The 20371-nt window shown below is 42.7% G+C and carries 16 protein-coding genes; 10 read left to right on the top strand and 6 right to left on the bottom strand.

Translation table 11 applies throughout. From position 1 onward, the window contains the following. Nucleotides 1–199 precede the first annotated feature (199 nt). Nucleotides 200–928: a pseudouridine synthase gene (locus BCU75_RS00795; RefSeq protein ID WP_102472677.1), complete on the top strand. Its 729-nt coding sequence runs from the start codon at nt 200–202 to the stop codon at nt 926–928. A gap of 64 nt (nt 929–992) precedes the next feature. Here the strand turns inward: BCU75_RS00795 and BCU75_RS00790 are convergent, their stop codons facing one another. Next, entirely contained in the window at nt 993–1655 is a 663-nt protein-coding gene (locus BCU75_RS00790; RefSeq protein WP_198593382.1) for a DUF2057 domain-containing protein, read from the bottom strand. 93 nt (nt 1656–1748) lie between these two features. Then, nucleotides 1749–2714: a porin gene (locus tag BCU75_RS00785; RefSeq protein ID WP_076679024.1), complete on the bottom strand. Its 966-nt coding sequence runs from the start codon at nt 2712–2714 to the stop codon at nt 1749–1751. A gap of 513 nt (nt 2715–3227) precedes the next feature. On the opposite strand from BCU75_RS00785, the gene dinG reads away from it, so the two are divergent. The 5 genes from dinG to BCU75_RS00760 all read left to right on the top strand — a co-directional run bounded on the left by dinG (nt 3228) and on the right by BCU75_RS00760 (nt 8093). Beyond that, nucleotides 3228–5303: an ATP-dependent DNA helicase DinG gene (gene dinG / locus BCU75_RS00780; RefSeq protein ID WP_102472675.1), complete on the top strand. Its 2076-nt coding sequence runs from the start codon at nt 3228–3230 to the stop codon at nt 5301–5303. 123 nt (nt 5304–5426) lie between these two features. Continuing rightward, nucleotides 5427–6206: a sulfite exporter TauE/SafE family protein gene (locus BCU75_RS00775; RefSeq protein ID WP_076679026.1), complete on the top strand. Its 780-nt coding sequence runs from the start codon at nt 5427–5429 to the stop codon at nt 6204–6206. Nucleotides 6207–6228: 22 nt separating this feature from the next. Continuing rightward, nucleotides 6229–6777 (top strand): primosomal replication protein, encoded by a 549-nt coding sequence (locus tag BCU75_RS00770; protein ID WP_076679027.1) that lies wholly within the window; start codon nt 6229–6231, stop codon nt 6775–6777. Then, entirely contained in the window at nt 6767–6937 is a 171-nt protein-coding gene (rsmS, locus tag BCU75_RS00765; RefSeq protein WP_009846328.1) for a pleiotropic regulatory protein RsmS, read from the top strand. The genes BCU75_RS00770 and rsmS overlap by 11 nt, the downstream gene beginning before the upstream one ends. A gap of 22 nt (nt 6938–6959) precedes the next feature. Beyond that, nucleotides 6960–8093 carry a cupin domain-containing protein gene (locus BCU75_RS00760; RefSeq protein ID WP_102472674.1) on the top strand — a complete coding sequence of 378 codons (1134 nt, stop codon included), beginning with the start codon at nt 6960–6962 and terminating at the stop codon, nt 8091–8093. 175 nt (nt 8094–8268) lie between these two features. Here BCU75_RS00760 and BCU75_RS00755 read toward each other — a convergent pair whose 3' ends face one another. Further along, the gene (locus tag BCU75_RS00755) at nt 8269–10386 is read right to left on the bottom strand and encodes a methyl-accepting chemotaxis protein (RefSeq protein ID WP_102472673.1); all 2118 of its coding nucleotides are present in this window, start codon (nt 10384–10386) and stop codon (nt 8269–8271) included. A gap of 498 nt (nt 10387–10884) precedes the next feature. Here BCU75_RS00755 and emrD point away from each other — a divergent pair, with 498 nt between their 5' ends. The 4 genes from emrD to BCU75_RS00730 all read left to right on the top strand — a co-directional run bounded on the left by emrD (nt 10885) and on the right by BCU75_RS00730 (nt 17636). After that, nucleotides 10885–12090, top strand: a complete 1206-nt coding sequence (gene emrD / locus BCU75_RS00750; RefSeq protein WP_102472672.1) for a multidrug efflux MFS transporter EmrD — start codon at nt 10885–10887, stop codon at nt 12088–12090. 272 nt (nt 12091–12362) lie between these two features. After that, nucleotides 12363–14528: a S9 family peptidase gene (locus BCU75_RS00745; protein WP_102472671.1), complete on the top strand. Its 2166-nt coding sequence runs from the start codon at nt 12363–12365 to the stop codon at nt 14526–14528. Nucleotides 14529–14697: 169 nt separating this feature from the next. Then, on the top strand, nt 14698–15504 hold the full coding sequence (gene xthA / locus BCU75_RS00740; RefSeq protein ID WP_102472670.1) for an exodeoxyribonuclease III: 807 nt from the start codon (nt 14698–14700) through the stop codon (nt 15502–15504). A gap of 668 nt (nt 15505–16172) precedes the next feature. Then, nucleotides 16173–17636 carry a DUF4041 domain-containing protein gene (locus BCU75_RS00730; protein ID WP_241905336.1) on the top strand — a complete coding sequence of 488 codons (1464 nt, stop codon included), beginning with the start codon at nt 16173–16175 and terminating at the stop codon, nt 17634–17636. A gap of 439 nt (nt 17637–18075) precedes the next feature. Here BCU75_RS00730 and BCU75_RS00725 read toward each other — a convergent pair whose 3' ends face one another. The 3 genes from BCU75_RS00725 to BCU75_RS00715 all read right to left on the bottom strand — a co-directional run bounded on the left by BCU75_RS00725 (nt 18076) and on the right by BCU75_RS00715 (nt 20346). Then, entirely contained in the window at nt 18076–18753 is a 678-nt protein-coding gene (locus BCU75_RS00725; protein ID WP_004736535.1) for an ABC transporter permease, read from the bottom strand. A 2-nt stretch (nt 18754–18755) separates the two neighbouring features. Next, on the bottom strand, nt 18756–19496 hold the full coding sequence (locus tag BCU75_RS00720) for an ABC transporter permease (RefSeq protein WP_012603591.1): 741 nt from the start codon (nt 19494–19496) through the stop codon (nt 18756–18758). A 79-nt stretch (nt 19497–19575) separates the two neighbouring features. Next, on the bottom strand, nt 19576–20346 hold the full coding sequence (locus tag BCU75_RS00715; RefSeq protein ID WP_017078148.1) for an ABC transporter substrate-binding protein: 771 nt from the start codon (nt 20344–20346) through the stop codon (nt 19576–19578). Between the last annotated feature and the right edge of the window lie 25 nt (nt 20347–20371).

Below are 20371 nucleotides of genomic sequence, written 5' to 3'. Positions count from 1 at the left end.
TGAACCAAATCCGTGAGTGCATTGTTTTAATAAAAGAGCCAGTTATAATAAAACACGAAAGTATAATTAAACAAATCAGGCTTAAGAGTCCATCAACTTGTTCTATTTTGTGTCTTTTAGGCGCGCAAATGATAGCTCAATTCCGTTTCAGTGAAAACTTTTCAGCACACTTCGTTTACATTTTTGCAAGGTAGTTAACATGTCTACTCGCTCACGCAGCGCATCTCGCTCAGACAAACCAGCTCGTTCTGAAGGAATATTAAAACAAAGCGGTAATAGGCAGAACCGAGGCAGTGATAAAAATAGCACTGGCAATTCGCACAAGAAACCTCACTCAAGTAAACACCGTTACAAAGGTAAACCTACTAACGCAAAGCCCAGGGTATCACTTGAAGATCGCAAAGTGATTTTGTTCAACAAGCCTTTCGATACTCTCAGCCAGTTCACTGATGGCGAAGGCAGGAAAACACTCGCAGACTTTATTCCTGTTAAAGATGTTTACGCGGCGGGTCGACTTGATCGCGACAGTGAAGGGTTAATGGTCTTGACCAATGATGGCATCTTCCAAGCCAAATTGACTCAACCAAACTCAAAATCACCAAAAACTTACTGGGTACAGGTTGAAGGCGCACCTTCTGAGGAAGATTTAGATAAATTGAGAAAAGGCGTGGAGCTAAAAGACGGCATGACACGGCCTGCTCAGGTTGAAGTGATGTCTGAACCTGTTGTGTGGGAAAGAACCCCCCCAGTACGCTTCAGAGCCGCGATACCGACAACTTGGTTAGCTATCACAATTATCGAGGGGCGCAACCGTCAGGTCAGACGAATGACGGCAAACATCGGCTTCCCTACCCTGCGACTTATTCGCTATTCAATGGGCAACATGAATGTCGGTGAGCTTCAGCCTGGGGAGTGGAAAGAGATTTAACTCATAGCAATTTAACAAAAGCGAGACAGTTATTTAGTCTCGCTTTTTTGTACCTGAAGGATGATTACTCTTGGTCAATCATCCATTTACGGAATTCTTTGCGCTCTTTTTTAGAAGATTTTAGATACCAAGCTTTCAATTGCTCGACACTTTGAGCTTCTGTTGACGCAGTTTTCGTTTGAGCTTTAGCTTCATTTTCTACAACCATTCTTGTTGCCACAGGAACTAAAACCACGGCGTCGGCCGGTTTATCAAGCAACACACCATCCTTGAAGTAGATCGCATTACTTTCATTATACTCAACCAACCGGGAGTCTAGCCCGCCAAAAGGTACAAAACCAGGTTTACGCTCAATGATATCCTGTTGATATTTGATTGCCACTTCATCTTGCATAACATTCCATGAAGGAGTTCCACTTTCGAAGACCTTCTCTGCTTCAATATAACTACGTGCTTTTGGGGACTTAATTTTCACTCCATCACCAGTAACATCAAAGCTCAATATATAAGGTGCCGAAGAGTAGACTCCACTATTACCAAACTTTTTATCAAAACGAACAACGACTTGGTTAAAACCCTCATTGATTTGATTCTCACTGATTTTGCTTTCAGCTTGTTGTCCATTAATGAATAAAATTGACACCCCTTTCTGCGGAGTTAAAGTCGCAGCACTTACACTGCCTACAAGCGTAGTAAATAAGCCCAAAACTAACCATACTTTCATCACCGCATCTCCCTTTAAAATCTAATAAACTGTTATTTATTCTAACAAAAAAGCCACCCTAAGGTGGCTTTTACTAAGAATCGACTAAGATGTCAATTAGAATGATGCTTCAACACCAATAGCTAGACCAGAGTCTGTTTTGTAATCAGTGTTGTCTGAATCGATACCACCCACTTCTGCATATACTTTAGTGTTTGGTGCGATTGCGTAAGTTGAGTTAACAAACCAACGGTCTTCGTCTTTAACGTCTACGTCGTGGTCACCAATTGAGTAACCAGCGTTGAAACCCCAAAGACCCATAGTGTAACCAGCAGCAAATGCAATCACAGAATTGTCATCGTTGTCAGCGTCAGAAGCTACACCGTAATATGCTGTAGATAGGTATACGTTTTCAATACCAGAGTATACTAGCTCAGCACCGTAACCTTGGTGATCAGCGTCTGCGCCCTCAGCGTTAAGGTTAGCCACAAATGCTGAGATATCGAAATCAGTCAAACGGTAGCCGATACGAGCATCAATATATTCTACGTTAGAACCTTCAGCTTCTGCGTTATTAGAACCGTCAACTTTATCTTGAACGTAACCTAGCGTAGCGTAAAGATCACCATTATCGAAATCGTAACGAACAGCTTCGTCAGCACATTCTTTAGTTTCGTTGTCTAGAAGCGTAGAAATACCAAATGCTTCATCGCTACCGATACCTAGATCATCAACAGCAGTACATAGGCGACCAAACTTGATTGAACCAAAAGTATTGTGGTATGCCGCTACGTATGTATCGCCGTTTTTAGTGTTTTCAGCGTTTGCGTTAGTAGAACCGTTAAATTCCCAGTAAGCGCCAACTTTCCACTCATCGTTCACCATATATTTTACATCGAAGCCGAAGTCCGCATCTTCGATTTTTTGTTCCATCGAAGAACCTTTTTCGAATTCGTTGCTGTAAACAACTTCAATGTCGCCTTTAAGATCAACAGATACGCCATCTTGGTTGTAAATTTCGATAGCTGCGTTTGCTGAACCTGCTGCAGTCATTACTGCTAGCGCTAATAGAGTCTTTTTCATAATAAATCCACTGCCTTTTCTAAGAATGGGAGATCCTTGCCCGGTTCCCTTTTATTTTTATGACTGGTCATTACCACTCTTTGTTGGTTAATCACCGTCACTAAATTTCGAGGTCTAGATTGCAAAAGATTATCCTGCGTGTCAAATAAACTAAAAATACACCTAAAAAAAACACAAACAATTCAAAATCAAACACTTACATTTTTTTTCATCATTTTACGAGCAGCTTATCCTTAGTTTTATCAGGAAATATAATAACTATAAAAAACACCAAAACAGAATATAAAACCAATAAAAACACTAAAGGCAACCTTAAAATAGAATTTAACACCTGTAGGTCAGTCTTTTTTGATATGTATATTTCACAAGATAAATAAAATCGTTAAGTTCCTGATGGTTCAGTTTTTTTTTGTGAACGAGATCTACCTTTGATTCAAAAGCAAGCTATTTTGCCGTAAATGTACCGACTAGTGATATGTGCTACTATCCTCGCTCCGTTACGTAGGTCACAGTATGCTAACTACTAAAATTCAAAATTCTATTCGCACCAGTTATCAAAACCTCCAAGATCAGTTGGATAACTTTGTACCTCGACGTGCACAAAACTATCTAGTTGCCGAGATCGCGAAAACACTTTGTGGTCAATACCACAAAAGTAATCGCATAATTGTTGCTGAAGCGGGGACAGGGATCGGAAAATCTCTAGCTTATTTAATGGCAACTATTCCCGTTGCGGTTTTAAATAATCGAAAAATCATCATTTCGACCGCAACCGTCGCGCTACAAGAACAGCTCATCAATAAAGATCTCCCTCTATATAGAAGACTTACCGACAGAGAGTTCTCTTTTATATTAGCGAAAGGTAGACAGCGCTATTGTTGCTCAGAGAAATTAGCAGCGGCTTGTGGTGTTGATGGTGGACAAATGGCTATGTTCGAATCTAAGCCAAAGAAGAAAGACATTGAACAACTTCAGACCATGTATCGTAGTTTGGCTCAAGGTAAGTGGGATGGCGACCGTGACTCATGGCCTAAACCAATCGACAATATGATTTGGCAGATGATTGTCAGTGATAAGCATAGCTGTAATAACAGTATGCCTACGCATAGAGACTGCCCTTTCCAAAAAGCTCGCTCAGAGCTAGATAAAGCAGACGTGATTATCGCCAATCACAGTTTAGTGATGGCTGATGCAGACCTTGGTGGCGGCGTGATACTGCCCGAGCCAGAAAATAGCATCTATATATTCGATGAGGCTCACCACTTACCGCATGTAGCCAGAGATCATTCCTCTGCTGCCGCAAGCTTAAAAGGTGCCGCCTCTTGGTTAGAACGTTTGAATCAATCGATCACTAAGCTTTCGGGGTTGGCAGACGAAAAGCGCGTTCATCGATTTAGAAATGAGTTGCAAGACTCAGTGCAACAACTGATCCCTACTCTTACTCAAATGAGCAAACAGTTTGACGCTAGCCACTTTGAAGATGGTTTGTATCGCTTCGAACATGGCGACTTGCCTGAGTGGCTAGAGAATGAATCTAAAGATCTCAAGCAACTCACACAAAAAGTGAGTCAAGCCGTTGCAAAAATTGCCGACCTGATTGCAGAGCGAGTTAAAGACGGAGAGCTTTCTGCCAAACTTGCAGAGCCTGCGCTCGCCGAAATTGGCTTCTATATACAAAGGACAGAAAACCTTGCTCAGGTTTGGCGCTTAATGGCTGAACCTAAGAGAGAAAAAGGTGCACCTTTGGCGCGTTGGCTTGAACTGAATAAAGAAAGTGAAGGCGATTTTGTTGTAAATGTTTCGCCATTGGAAGTGGGTTGGCAACTGGATCAGCAGATCTGGAGCCGTTGTGTTGGAGCTGTGTTAGTTTCAGCGACAATGAGAGCACTCAACTCCTTCAACTTTTTCTGTCATCAAGCTGGTATCAGTCAAAAAGCCGAAAATGGAGTACAATTTCTGGCTTTGGCATCGCCGTTTGATTATCAGAACCAAGCTGAGCTGATTGTTCCAGCAATGAAGTACGAACCACAAGCACCTCAGTTTACTGAATATCTTATCGAAATATTGCCTAAGGTAATAGAAGACAACAAAGCCAATCTCGTTTTATTCTCTTCTTACTGGCAAATGAATCAAGTTGCAGAAGCTTTAGCAACAGATTTCGTTAAAAAGTCGTGGGCATTGCAGGTTCAAGGTGATACTTCACGAACCGAAATCCTAAAAAAACATAAAAAGCTGATAGACCAGGGTAAAACCAGCGTCCTTTTTGGAACGGGTAGCTTCTCTGAAGGTCTTGATCTGCCTGGTGAGCTTCTTGAAAACCTCGTTATTACCAAGATTCCTTTTGGTGTTCCTACCTCTCCTGTAGAGCGAGCACATTCAGAATATATTGAATCACGCGGCGGTAATCCTTTTATGCAGATTACTGTTCCAGAAGCGAGTAAAAAGCTTATTCAATCTGTGGGTAGATTGCTGCGTAAAGAACGAGATTCTGGTAGAGTCACGATCCTTGATAGACGCATAGTCACGAAGCGATACGGGAAATCCCTACTCGATTCGCTACCACCTTTTAAAAGAACAATAAAATACTAATTTTACTGCCCTCAAGGTAGTTATGGGCCTGTCATCGCTAGGCCCTTGCATTCACAACATGACTAATCCATCGATTCTTCATGTGGCTGCCCTAACAGCCGACAACGAGAACACTTGCTATTTATGGAAATGATTGAGCCAACCATGTTGGTCATACTTGCCTTGGTTGCATTTGCAGCAGGCTTTATTGATGCTGTCGCCGGTGGCGGAGGGATGTTAACCGTCCCAGCTTTGCTATCGCTTGGTTTACCGCCACACATTGCACTCGGAACTAATAAGCTGGCCGCAACGTTTGCCTCATCAACTGCCGCTTTTACTTACTATCGTAAGAAACTGTTCAAACCTGAATGTTGGACCAATGCATTCATATCGACATTAATAGGTGCAACAATCGGCACCCTGACTGTTGATGCCATCAGCACAGAGTGGTTAGAGAAGGTATTGCCATTAGTTATTCTTGCCGCTGCTGTCTATACCATTTTTCATAAGACTCCAGACGTGAGCCATGATGTGTCTCCTAAACCATGCCCGGTACTTAAGAGAAAACAAAAATATCAAGGCTTTATTCTTGGCTTTTATGATGGTGTTGCCGGTCCAGGAACCGGCGCGTTTTGGACGGTAAGCTCTATGGCACTTTATCGTCTCAATATCTTGCTTGCTTCTGGTCTATCTAAAGCCATGAACTTTACCAGTAACTTTACGTCTTTGGTGACCTTTGCGATTCTTGGTCATATTGATTGGGTTCTAGGTTTAACCATGGGGCTTTGTTTGATGGCTGGTGCATTTGTTGGAGCACATTCTGCTATTCGCTTTGGTGCTACATTTATACGACCTGTCTTTGTGACGGTTGTAAGTGTCCTTGCGATTAAACTGGCCTACGAAGCGTGGTTTGTAAACTTATAGCCACCAGCCAATGGGAAGCGAAATGAATCAATTTTCAAAGCTAAAAAGCGTCATTGATACCTTGGTTGGTCATTGCTCTCAGGTTGATAAAGCACGCGGCGCTTATCATCAAGCCTTGTTCGACCGGACTCTATTCAAGTCTAGGGCATTTATTTTGCTTCCTTATGCGCTCGAAGCTCAGACCACTTATCACACCGTATTGCGCGAACAAGCGACAAATCAACTCACAGCATCTCGGGCCAACTACCTGACGGAAAAACTAACTAACCAGATAGCGGCAATCCAAAGAGAGCTTGCCAACCATGATTTACGCCTAGATAGAAAAAGTAAGTCAGAAAAAAGCCTTAACGACCTATACAACGAACTCGCTCAGCACCAAGATTGGCAAAAGCGATTAATCGATTTAGTACGAGTACGAAAGTTAGCGTTTGATTCTGCGCCTCGCCACAGTAAGAAAAAAGCGGATGAGGCTTGGCAATTAGCAAAAGAACGATTAGAACGCTGTGAAGACTCAATGAAAAATATTGAGAGACTGATTAACTTAGAGAACCCTAAGCGAAATGAACACTGATAACCCATCATCACCACTGGATAATGCGCCAGAAGAAGTTAAGTTAGCTGTCGACCTGATCTATCTACTCGAAAGCAACGAAATCGACCCAAAAGTAGCGTTAGAAGCAATTAAGATTGTCCAACAAGATTTACAAGCCAAACTAGCATCTAGCATCTAGCATAAAAACATACAGGATTCACATGTACCAACTTAGCTTTTCTATGCCCGAGTTTCTTGAAAACTACTGGCATAAAAAACCAACCATCTTAAAAGGTGGCTTCCAAAACTTCGTCGACCCAATTTCGCCGGAAGAACTTGCTGGTTTATCGATGGAAGAAGAAGTGGATTCTCGCTTTGTCTCTAACCTCGACAACCAATGGACTGCAGAACATGGTCCATTCTCCGAAGAGAAATTTGGCGAGCTAACTGAAACACATTGGCAATTGATCGTTCAAGCGGCGAACCACTGGCACCAAGGTGCAAATCAGCTAACTGAAGCGTTCCAAACGTTACCAAACTGGTTATTCGACGATCTAATGATCTGCTACTCAGCACCAGAAGGTGGCGTAGGCCCACATATTGATCAATACGATGTATTCATCATTCAAGGTCAAGGTAAACGACAATGGAAGGTTGGCGCGAAAGATGTTGGCCAATACAAAGAGACAGTCCAAGCTTCTGCACTTCGTCAAATAGAAGGCTTTGAGCCAATCATTGATGAAACCTTAGAGCCAGGCGATATTCTCTATATCCCACCGGGCTTCCCACATGAAGGCAACACCTTAGAACCGTCAATGAGCTACTCCATTGGCTACCGCTCTCCTAAAGAGCAAGAGCTGATCAGCAACTTCGCCGACTTTGTACTTGCTCATGATATGGGTGACGTTCATCTGCACGATCCAGAGTTCAAAACGCAAGATGGTTACGGCAAGATTCGTTCATCGGATTTAAGCAATCTAACTGACATGTTGAAATCTGCATTAGAGCAACCTGAAACCATCAGCGAATTCATGGGATGTTTACTAAGCCAATCACGCCACCAGCTTGATATCGTCGCTCCTGAGCCATTATGGACAGAAGAAGAGATCGCTCAGCACTTAGAGTCAGAAGGCGAGATCTGTCGAGTATCGGGCTTAAAAGCGCTATATCATGAGAATGAAAGCAACACGGCTTACATCAATGGTGAAGTCGTTAAAGTTGAACAGGCTGATTCATCGCTACTTAACGTACTGTGTGATGACACGTTGATTAACTCAGCAACAAATCTTACTCCTTCAGGTGTCACTGTCGTGACTGAATTGGTAAACAAAGGTTACTGGTTTATCGAAGACTAACTTGGTTAATCGGTTTTCGGGGGATATCATCGAACCCTAGAATCTAATAGCCAAACAACCTAATAACCTTAGAAAAACAGAAAAGGGACAAATGAAATCTTCATTTGTCCCTTTTTCGATTCAACCGTTAACTAAACTTAAATAGCTAAACCGTGACCATCTAGGCCTTGAACTACTAGACCTTGAACTGATTCACCAATTTCTGTTGCTGTTGAGACAGTTGCTCGATTTCGCTGCCCACTTGCTCAGAAGCTGCAGCTTGTTCCAAAATCTTCGCACTTAAGTCGCGAATGTTAACCACACTTTGATTCACTTCACCGGAAACCGATTGCTGCTCTTCAGCTGCTCTCACGATCTGGCTATTCATATCGCTGATCTCTTCAATTGAAGTAAAAATCGAACCAAGATCTTCAACTGCATTTTGAACATGTAACGCAGTATCGTTGGCTAAGATATTACCTTCTTGTATCGCTTCGACAACATCTTGAGTTCCAGCATGAACCTTGTCGATCACCGCTCTGATTTCACCAACCGATGATTGCGTACGACTTGCTAAGTTTCTTACCTCATCAGCTACAACAGCAAAACCTCGCCCTTGCTCACCCGCCCTCGCCGCTTCAATCGCCGCATTCAATGCTAGTAAGTTGGTTTGCTCAGAGATCCCTTCAATAACACTTAAGATTTCGGTGATGTTACCGTTATTTTTAGCTAACTCTTCAACAATAGGAACAGCGCTCGACATACGTTCCACCAGCTTTCTCATTTCTCCAGCTGAGAGTTCGATGACTTGTTGCCCTTGTCGAGCAGAACGGTTCGCTTCACAAGCAGCATCAACTGCAACTTCTGCATTTTGTACCACTAAGCCGGCAGTCTGAGTCATCTCTTCTGCGGCTGTTGCCACAAGATCGACTTCTTTAAATTGAGACTCACTGCTTTCTCGAGTGCTTGAAGCCGATGCCTTAGCTTGACTGGTTGTACTCGCTACTTGTTCAGTGGTTTGAATCACTTCTTTAATCGTGTGCTGAAGCTTGTCTAAGAATAGGTTAAACCCTTGCGATAACTGACCTATTTCGTCTTGAGACTTCACTTCTAAACGCTGAGTAAGGTCCCCCTCACCAGAAGCAATATCATTGAGCCTTTCGACTACCTGTCGGATAGGCTTAACAATAGACAATGAAGCAAACGCGATAATAGCTAAACCAAAAAGAATAAAGATGACGCCAGCAATGACTTCCGTTTGGATACCTTCGCTTACTTTAGTACTAATGATTGAATCCAATCGGTTAGCATCGGCAATCACACTCTCACGCGGGATCTCAAACAGCACGCCCCAAGTTTGGTTTGCCGCGGTAACAGGAGCAAATGCGAGTAACCACTCACCATTCTCACTCCACTGGGTCGTCACTTCACCACCAAAGATAAAGTCGGTCATCAAATCGCTGTTTGTATTGTCACTTTGGAAGCTTGAACCAACCGCAATACTTGAGTCATCTGAAGCAATAACCGATCCGTCTAAGCTAACCACATACACGGCACCTACACCGTCAAACAAGCTTTGATCAGATTGAGTTACAACATTGGTCAAGCCATCTAGCCTTAGGTCAATACCCAAAAAACCAATAGCAACGTCGTCAACTAAGATAGGTACCGAAATTGAAGAGGTAAGTAATGCAGTTCCACCACTATTCACGACTCGTGGGGTACTAATACACGTTTGCCCTGAAGACAAAGGACAATAAAAGCGTTCGCTATTGCTATCATCGCTCAAGATAGGTTCTGACAGAACGTTCGCTAGAACATTTTCGCCATTATCTGCCACCTTCCAATAAGGAGCAAAACGACCTTTTTCATTGGATCCAACATAGTCAGCATCGACATAATTAGCATCTTCACCATCAAGTAAATCAGGCTGGAAGACTAAATACGCCCCTTGAATAGAATCAAAATTCAAAACTGAGCGACGAACCATTTCATCTAATGCGGTACGAAGCTCTTCACTTGGCGTAAAGTTTTCGTCTGCATTGTTTTTTAGAAACTGAGCACTGGCCGCTAACATCTCTGCGCGATAAACAGCTTCGTCTACATAGCGTTGGGTTTCTTGAGCATTCAACTGAGAAACAGACGCTAACAACTGCTGGGTTTTATTAATAACCGATTCTGAACTTTGAGATTTTATGACTTGTTGATTACTCGTCGCGTTGTAGATCGAGAAACCAATAAGAGACAGTGAAGTAATGATTAGACAGCAGCCTGCAAGCAGGGTGATTTTCCACTGTACTGATAGTGAGCGCATTTAATATCCTTATTTAAGCCAAAAGACTTCCATAACCGTAACTACCACATTGATATGAATTGAATAACACAATGTAAATAAGTTTGACGAATAGCTTAGCGGATAATTACAGCACAAATTGCCCCCATATAAAACGAAAGTTTATATAAATGTTAATAAGCCGTGTCATTTGTCTTTTGTTTATGCGACTTCAAATAATATGCTCATACAACCATGGGTTATGTGACTATTGACTTAGCACTTTAAGCATAACCATCGCATCGATATTTCAAGGAAGCCGACTCTCCCCTTTTATTTCTAAATCGCAATAAATTTAGATTAGTTTTTCTAATCCAAGTTATAGATTTTTATCTTGATCAACTTCACACTTTTTGATTGCTAAGTCGCTATTCAAGCTCTAATATCTCGCGCCTAGATTCCCTGAATACTTTATTTGTTTGGCTCTCCTCAATGGAGCGCTAAGATTTTTTACGTCTTAATTTTTGGAGAGATACGCAAATGTCCGCCTCATTTCCATTAGCGAAACTTACCTTTTTAATCGCTATTCTGACAGCCGTAGGTCAAATGACTCAAACGATGTACGTGCCTTCTATCGGTCATATGGCGGGTGAGTTCTTGGTTTCTGCGTCTTCACTTCAAGCTGTGATGGCGTGTTACCTAATCCCTTACGGTCTGTCACAATTTGCCTACGGCCCGCTTTCTGATCGCCTAGGTCGTAAACCGATCATCGTTGTCGGTTTGATCATCTATATCATCGGTACTTTAGTAGCATTGTTCGCTCATGAATATGAATGGTTTTTAGCGGGTAGTTTTATCCAAGGTTTAGGTATCGGTTGTGGTGGTGCGATGTCTCGTACATTAACTCGTGACTGTTTTGAAGGCGCTGAACTGCACCGTGCAAACAGCTTGATAAGCATGTGTGTCATTTTCTCACCATTGATGGCTCCTGTATTGGGTGGTTACCTAACAGAAGCTTTCGGCTGGCGTTCTAGCTACTTATTCCTTGCGCTGTTTGGTATCGCTGTTGTAATCACCATGATGACAAGCATGATGGAAACGCTGCCGAAAGAACGACGCAAACATGAATCGGTTGCCAACAGTTACAAATTCGTTCTGTCTGACAAACGTTTCCAAGGTTTCTTATTGGTATTGGTCGCAACCTTTGCTGGCGTAGCCGTATTCGAAGCAGCGGCAGGCGTGCTGCTTGGCGGCGTACTTGGCTTACCTGCGACTACAGTAAGCTTGTTGTTTGTCTTACCCATTCCCGGTTACTTAGTAGGTGCAGGCCTATCTAGTTACATCGCACAACGTCGTAGTGAGCGCCGCGTACTGAATGTTGGTCTAGTTGCTATCTTGGCAGGCTCAACAGTGGTGTTGATACCGGGTCTATTCGGTCAAACAACAGCATTAACTTTGATTGGCGGTGCAACCATTTACTTCTTAGGCGCTGGTATCTTATTTCCAGCAGCAACAACGGGAGCGCTTTCGCCATTCCCATTCCACGCAGGTACGGGGGGCGCGATCCTCGGTGGCATGCAGAACCTAGGTGCAGGCATCGCAACACTATTAGCATCGTTCTTTCCTGCTCAAGACCAATTGCCACTCGGTTGCTTGATGATTGCAATGTCATTCATCGCCATGCTTGGTTTACGTTGGGTTAATCGTAAACCTGACCATTCAAACGAAATGCCATTGGCTATTTAAAGTAAAACGCAAATCTTGACTACACAAATTGAGGGACATGCTGAAAAGTGTGTCCCTTTTTTATTACCCGTTTACCCTCGCCTAGTGTCTACCACCAATTTCATTTAACATTACTTTGATTTTTTAAAAACAATAACAGACACTTACGCTGAAAGTGCATATCCAGAATCTAATTATAAATAACATCACTGGAAGAACACCAACGTACCAGAACTCTCACAACAAAGGATGCTGGCATTAAAACGAGTAAGGTACACACTAAGGATATAAAGATGCGTTTCGTTCTAACCACATTAGCCGTATCGGTCACGCTTGTCGCCGGATGCAGCAATCAAGGAATACCAACCATGAACCAGTACTCTCAATCGCAACTTATCGCTCAGCAAACCAAAGCCCCCGTTGCTAAGAAAGTCCCTCATGCAATGACGATTCATGGTGACACCCGAATCGATAATTATTACTGGATGCGCGATGACGAACGCCAAGATCCAGAGATCTTGCAACACCTTGAGCAAGAAAATCAGTACGCAGAGACCGTGTTGAAACACACTAATGCATTACAAGAACAGTTATTTGATGAGATCAAAGGCCGAATCGCGAAAGACGACAATTCGGTACCGGTTCGTAAAGGCAGCTACTTCTATTCAAATGAAGTCACGGGTGACAACGAATACGAAGTTCACTTGCGTGCAAAAGACTTTGCAGGCACAGACAAGCAAGTCATCTTAGACGTTAACGCACTGGCAAAAGAACATGAATTCTTCAGTATTGGCGGCTTGACGATCAGTCCAAACGAAAACTTGTTGGCCTATGGCGAAGATACGCTGAGCCGCCGTGTTTACACCATTAAGATTAAAGACCTCACGACCGGTGAATATCTAACTGATGAAATTGAAGGTGCCTCGAGTTCAATTGCCTGGCAAAACGACAACCAAGCCTTCTATTACATCAAGAAAGATCCACAAACGCTATTGGGTTACCAAGTTTTCCGCCATGTCTTAGGCACACCTCAGACAAACGATGAGTTGATTTACGAAGAAACCGACACAGCTTACTACACTGGCTTAAGTAAGAGTAAAGATGGCCAACAGGTATACATTTGGCACTCGAGCACAGAAACCAGCGGTGTTTCAGTCATCGATGCCAGCAACCCAAACGCGAAAGCAGAACTTTTTTACCCAAAGGAAACGGGCATTGAGTACAGCATCGCTAAACTGGGTGACTGGTACTACATCTACACCAACTACCAAGCGGTCAACTTCCGCTTAATGAAAGTCAAAACCGAAGACATGCATGACCGTTCAAAATGGGTCGATGTCATCCCAGCCAATGATAATACTCAACTTGTCGATTTCGAGTTGTTTAATGACCATCTTGTTTATGAGCAACGTGAGAATGGCTTGTCTACCGTGAAAGTTCGCCAACTATCTACAGGTAACGAGTTCCAACTTGACTTCAACGACACCGCCTTTGCCGCTTACCTAACGAGTAACTATGAATTAGATAACTCAAAGGTTCGCATCTATTACAGCAGCTTAACCACACCGGGTACTTACTATGATTTCGACCTAAGTACAGGTGAATCCGAAATCAAGAAGCAAACACCAGTATTGGGTGATTTCGAAGCAGGTAACTATCAATCAGAGCGAATCATGGTTACGGCTCGCGATGGTAAGCAAGTACCTGTCTCTTTGGTTTATCGCAAAGACTTGTTCAAGAAAGACGGCACTAATCCAATCTACCAATATGGTTACGGATCTTACGGATCTACTATTGAACCGACCTTCAGCTCAACTCGCCTAAGCCTACTGGATAGAGGTTTTGTTTATGCAATCGCACATATCCGCGGTTCAGAAATGCTTGGTCGCCCTTGGTATGAAGATGGCAAAAAACTGACCAAACAAAACACGTTCAACGACTTTATAGATGTAACCAAAGGGCTCGTTGAAGAAGGCTACGGCGCAAAAGATAAAGTATTTGCCGTTGGTGGTTCTGCTGGCGGTCTATTGATGGGCGCAATCATCAACCAAGCACCAGAACTGTACCGTGGTATTGGTGCACACGTTCCGTTTGTAGACGTGGTAACAACCATGCTTGATGAATCAATTCCTCTAACCACAAACGAATATGACGAATGGGGCAACCCCAACGATAAAACCTACTACGATTACATGCTAGGTTACTCGCCATATGACAATGTGAAAGTTCAAAGCTACCCGAACATGTTAGTAACAACAGGCCTGCATGACTCACAAGTACAGTACTTTGAACCAATGAAGTGGGTGGCGAAACTGCGTGAAATGAAAACAGACAACAATGTACTGCTGTTCAAAACCGATATGGAAGCTGGTCACGGCGGCGCTTCTGGTCGATTTAAACGATTGAAGGAAGACGCACTTGAATACGCCTTCTTTTTAGACTTACTAAAAACTCAGTAGACTCAGCGTAAATGTACGTATTCAAACAATTTTACGTCGCCATTTAGTCACTACAAAATGGCGACAGAAATTATTAAGCATGGTTAAATACGATGAACCATGAAATCAACCAAATCAAAAAACCTTTAGAACAAGCAGTGACAAAGGTTTCCGAGAGGTATAAAAACAAATGAAAGTAATTAGTTTCAACATCAATGGCCTTAGAGCCCGCCTTCACCAACTGCAAGCAATTATCGACAAACACCAACCTGACGTGATTGGTCTTCAAGAGATAAAAGTACACGATGAAGCCTTCCCGCTCGCTGATGTTGAAGCGATGGGCTACAAGGTTTACTTCCACGGCCAAAAAGCACACTACGGTGTGGCAATGTTGTGTAAGCAAGAACCTATCTCTGTGCAGAAAGGGTTTCCTACTGACAATGAAGACCATCAAAAGCGCATGATCATGGCGACGTTTGAAGACGAAAACGGTGAAAAAGTTACCGTGCTTAATGGCTACTTCCCTCAAGGGGATAATATCAAGCACGAGACTAAATACCCATACAAACGCCAGTTCTACAAAGACTTAATGGCGTACCTGAACGATTACCACAACAAAGATGAACAAGTGATCGTAATGGGCGACATTAACATCAGCCCTATCGACGCAGACATCGGCATCGGAGAGCCTAACGCGAAACGTTGGTTGAAAACAGGCAAGTGCTCTTTCCAACCAGAAGAGCGTGAATGGTTGAAAACATTGATGGACTGGGGTTTTGTGGACAGCTTCCGTTTACTACATCCAGAAGTGAACGACCAATACTCATGGTTTGATTACCGCTCGAAAGGTTTCGTTGACAACCGCGGCTTACGCATTGACGTGGTACTGGCGACTCAGAAACTTGCTGATAAATGTACTGAAGCAGGCATCGACTACGAACTGCGTGGCATTGAAAAACCGTCTGACCATGCTCCGATTTGGTCGACGTTTGAGTAGTTACCTATTAATAGCCACCATTCTGTAAACGAAGTACAGAGGTTGCTAAGTAAGCTATTGGTCGAGTTCAATGGAACAACCATCGAAACACAAGACGGTGATATTGAAGTGGTTGGAAAAGTAGTGACCGAGACAAGGAAACGTTAATCATGACTCAGTTTACAGAATTAGTTGGTATGAAGTCTTGCTTTCAGAAACACCTTAACGATCCCGTAAACTGGGTAGCATTCATCAAATGAACATAACATGAGCTTAGAAGAACAAAAGTACTGGCGAGATCACTTCAATTTAGAACACCTCTTTGAAGGAGAACTTGAAGCGTAGAGCTAAAAACAAATTCGTTGTGCTTGCAGTTCTTTCGTAAGCATAACTCTATTCAGTATGAACAGTGCAAAACCACTCGCAGAAGTGGCTCAAAGCGCAACGTTAAAATAACTAAAATTGGCTAGGTAAATGTAATGGATACAAACGTAATAATAGCTCTCATAATATTTTTTCTTCCCTTAGTTTTGCTTCTCATTTCTCGTTCAAAAAGCAAAAAAACACAACAAAATCTTAATTCAAAATTAAAAGAAACAGAGCATTTACTTAGGAAAATAGAAATTGAGAGCAACAAGCAGAAACTAGAAAACTCAAAACTAAACGAAAAGTACTCTCCTATCACAGATATGGAAGCGCATGCCAATGAACTATTAAATGATGCCGAGGAAAAAATTAAGCGATCTAAAGCTGAAGTAGCAAGAACCATCGAAAAAGCCGAAAAGCTTGAAGAGTCAGCGATTCTAAAAGTGTCAGAAGCTAAACGAGAAGCTCAAAACATTAAAATGTCGGCTAATGATGAACGAATCAAAATTTTGGATGAAGCTAAGGTTGAGTCAAAAAACATTACAGCGGAAGCCCGTGTAAAGCTAGCCAATTCAAAAGAGAAAGCTGAAGAGATCAAGTTAGAAGCTCGTGAAGAGGCAAGCAAAGTCATTAGTTATGCAGAAGCCAATGCAAAAGAAATTGCTGGTGATGCATACGAGGCAAAAGCAAAAGCTGACTCTTATGAAACAGCGATTAAGGCGATGAAAAACACCATAGAAGGCTACAAAGACGATTACATTGTCCCTAACCAATCCGTTCTCGATGACCTTGCTGAAGAGTTCAGCTTCAAAGAAGCGGGCGAAGAGCTAAAAGCTGCACGTAAGCGTGTAAAAAAGATGGTTAAAGATAACTATGCTGGTGCATGTGATTACGTAGAAGCTCACCGCAAGACCTATGCAATCCATTTTGCTGTCGATGCATTCAACGGAAAAGTAGACAGTGCCCTGTCAAAAACAAAGCACGACAATTTTGGAAAGATTCAACAAGAAATCATTGACGCTTTTGCACTGGTAAACCACAACGGTGCACCTTTCCGAAATGCTCGCATTAACCAAGAATACCTAGATGCTCGTTTAACTGAATTAAAATGGGCAGTTGCAGCATTCGAACTTAGAAAGATAGAAAAAGAAGAACAAGCCGAAATTAAAGCTCAGATTCGAGAAGAAGAGCGTGCTATCCGTGAAATGGAAAAAGCACGTAAGGAAGCAGAGAAAGAAGAAAAGATGCTGCAAAAAGCATTAGAAAAAGCACGAGCTGAACTAGGCCAAGCAAGCGAAGAACAGAAAGCTGAGTTTGAGGCTCAACTTGCAGAACTTGAAAGCAAATTACAAGAAGCCGAAGAGAAAGGTCAACGCGCCCTATCAATGGCGCAACAAACGCGCCGTGGCCACGTATACATAATCAGTAACGTAGGTAGCTTCGGCGAAGAAGTATTTAAGATTGGTATGACTCGTCGTTTGGAACCAATGGATCGCGTGAAAGAGTTGGGTGATGCATCAGTTCCTTTCTCGTTTGATGTCCATGCAATGATTTACAGCGATGACGCTCCAACCCTTGAGAAAGAACTCCATAGAAAATTCAACGAGCGGTCAGTTAACAAGATTAACCCACGTAAAGAGTTCTTCAGAACTACAGTAGCGGAAGTGAAGCAAGCCGTAGAGCAACAAGGTTTAAATGAGGTTCACTGGACTATGAAAGCTGAAGCTGCTGAATATCGTGAAAGTATTGCTATTGAGAAAGAGCAACAAGCTGAAGCCGTGGCTTAACCAATAGTTTCTATTATCTAGTTAACAAAAAAGGTACCTCACCCAGGTACCTTTTAAATTCTAGTTCATCGTGTCAGCCAGCTAGCACGGAGGTCAGGGCTAAGACCAATATAAGATAGCTCTAATAAAACAACACATAGAACGAGCCACTTAACACCAGAACCAGTTTGGCACTTTCAGCGCCGCTACCACCTCCGCATCCTAAAAGTGATAGGGCGATAACACAAAGAACAAAATTTCGATGAGTCTATCTATCGCCAAACCTAAAGCAATCAATCTCATGAATGCGTGAGTTTAATTTGAAGCAAGGTAACTATTTCGTTGGGATGTAGCTTCTCGAAAGTTCGTGGAATTCAAAAGCACACGACTTGTTTAATGCTATTAAAAACGACGCTATGAAAGCGCCGTTTTTGTATCAAAGAATTAACTTCTCAGAAAATTAACTAAGTGGTCTTAGGTAAGCTAGGAAACGTTTCTCTGCGAATTTGAAAATCGCAATAATGATAAACGTTAACCCCATGTAGAACAGGCCTGCCGTTAGGAACGATTCAAATGGTGCGTAGTAACGTGAGTTAACCAAACGGGCAGCACCCGTTAGATCCATAATGGTTACGATACCTGCTACCGCTGAGCCATGAAGCATAAAGATAACTTCATTACTGTAAGCCGGTAATGCTCGGCGTAATGCACTTGGCAGAATGATACGGCGGTATGTCTTCGGTGTGCTCATGCCATATGCTTTTGCTGCTTCAACTTCGCCTTTTGGTAAACCGTTAATCGCACCACGGATGATTTCAGCAGTATAAGCCGATGTGTTAAGAATGAATGCCACCAAAGCACAAAACCATGCATTTTCCCAAAGTGTGTCTTTTACCGGGAAGAACTGATCCATTCCGTAGTAAATCAGGTACAACTGCACCAATAATGGCGTACCACGGAAGAAATAGATGAACGACCAAGCAGGAGCGTTAATCAGCATATTTGGGCTGTTACGAGCAATAGCTAATGGTATGGCTACACATAAGCCAATGATCAAAGCGACGCAAACCATCCAAGCCGTTGTCCATAAACCACTAAGGTAAATCGGCAGGCTTTCAATTATCAATGAAAAGTCCATAACTACCTCGCGTGGATACTGAATTTACGTTCAACCAACTTAAGCAAGCCCGTCGAAACACTGGTGAAAAATAAGAAGATAATCGCCACTGTCATATAGAAGGTAAATGGCATTTTGGTTGAACCTGCAGCCAACGCGCTAACACGTACCATGTCTTCTAGACCGATAATCGAAACCAACGCGGTGGTCTTAAGTAGAACCAACCAGTTGTTACCAAAACCCGGCAGTGCGTGACGAATCATTTGAGGTAATAAAATACGGCGAAACGCTAAAACGGGCCCCATACCGTAGGCCTTTGCCGCTTCCATCTCACCGCTGTCGACAGCCATGATTGCACCACGGAAAGTTTCAGCCATATAAGCGCCAAAGATGAAGCCAATGGTTAAGACACCAGCTATAAATGGGCTGACATCAATATAATCTGGTAAGTAAGCGGTCCATTCGTGGTTAGGATCACTTGATGTGAACCATTCATTTAGCCACTCATTGATGGAATACAAACTGTTGTTTAAAAGGATTTGTCCACCAAAGAAAATCAACATCATCAAGACGAGGTCAGGAATGCCTCGAATAACGGTTGTGTAGAGGGTTGCGATAGCACGAGCCCAGCGATAAGGCGCAAGTTTTGCTAAGGCACCTAGCATACCAAGAACCATAGCTAAAATTAGCGACAGCAAGGCAACTTCGATTGTAAGCACCGCCCCTTTCAGGATCGAAGCTTCATATCCTTGTAAATCAAACATAATGAATTCCAACAGAACTGCGAAAAAGTTGGTAAGACAGGGAGAAGAGAACCTCTCCCTTAAGAATTGACGCTAGATATTACTGACCGTATACGTCGTAGTTGAAGTATTTAGCCGCGATATCTTGGTAGATGCCTTTTTCACGTAGTGAAAGGATTGCCGCATCTAATTGCTTAGTCAGATCTTTGTCTTGCTTACGTAGAGCAATACCAAAACCATCGCCGAACCATTTAGGATCTGTCAATGATGGACCAACAAACTCGTAGTCTTCACCACCCGCTTTGTTTAGTACACCTTCTTCTAGAGCAGATGCATCACCCAATACAGCAGCAACACGACCGTTAGCTAGATCAAGGTAAGCTTCATCGAATGAACCGTAACGAACGATTTCTACTGTGTCGCCGTAGTTGTCTGTTAGGTACTTATCGTGAGTTGTTGCACGTTGCACAGCAATCTTTTGACCACTTAGATCATCGAAGTTAAGACCTGCACCTTTTTTAGCGATGAACTTGTTTGGGATAAGTGCGTATTTACCAGTGAAATCGATCTTTTTCTTACGCTCTTCCGTGATAGACATTGCCGCGATGATCGCATCATATTTACGAGCAAGTAGAGAAGGAATAATGCCATCCCAATCTTGTGCGACGATCTTACACTGCACCTGCATTTCGGTACAAAGCGCGTTAGCCATATCAACATCGAAGCCTTTTAGTGAACCGTCAGCTTCTGTCCAGCTAAATGGAGGGTAAGCACCTTCAATACCGAAACGTACTGTTTTCCATTCTTTTGCTTGAGCTACGCCCGTTGCAGCAGTTGCAGCAAGTGCCGCGACTAATAACCACTTTTTCATATCCCTACTCCTGTGATTTAGGTTT

The sequence above is a fragment of the Vibrio splendidus genome (genome assembly GCF_002873455.1).
GTDB lineage: Bacteria > Pseudomonadota > Gammaproteobacteria > Enterobacterales > Vibrionaceae > Vibrio > Vibrio splendidus_J.
Note: the sequence above shows the minus strand (reverse complement) of the source record. Positions and strands in the feature narration are given on the sequence as shown.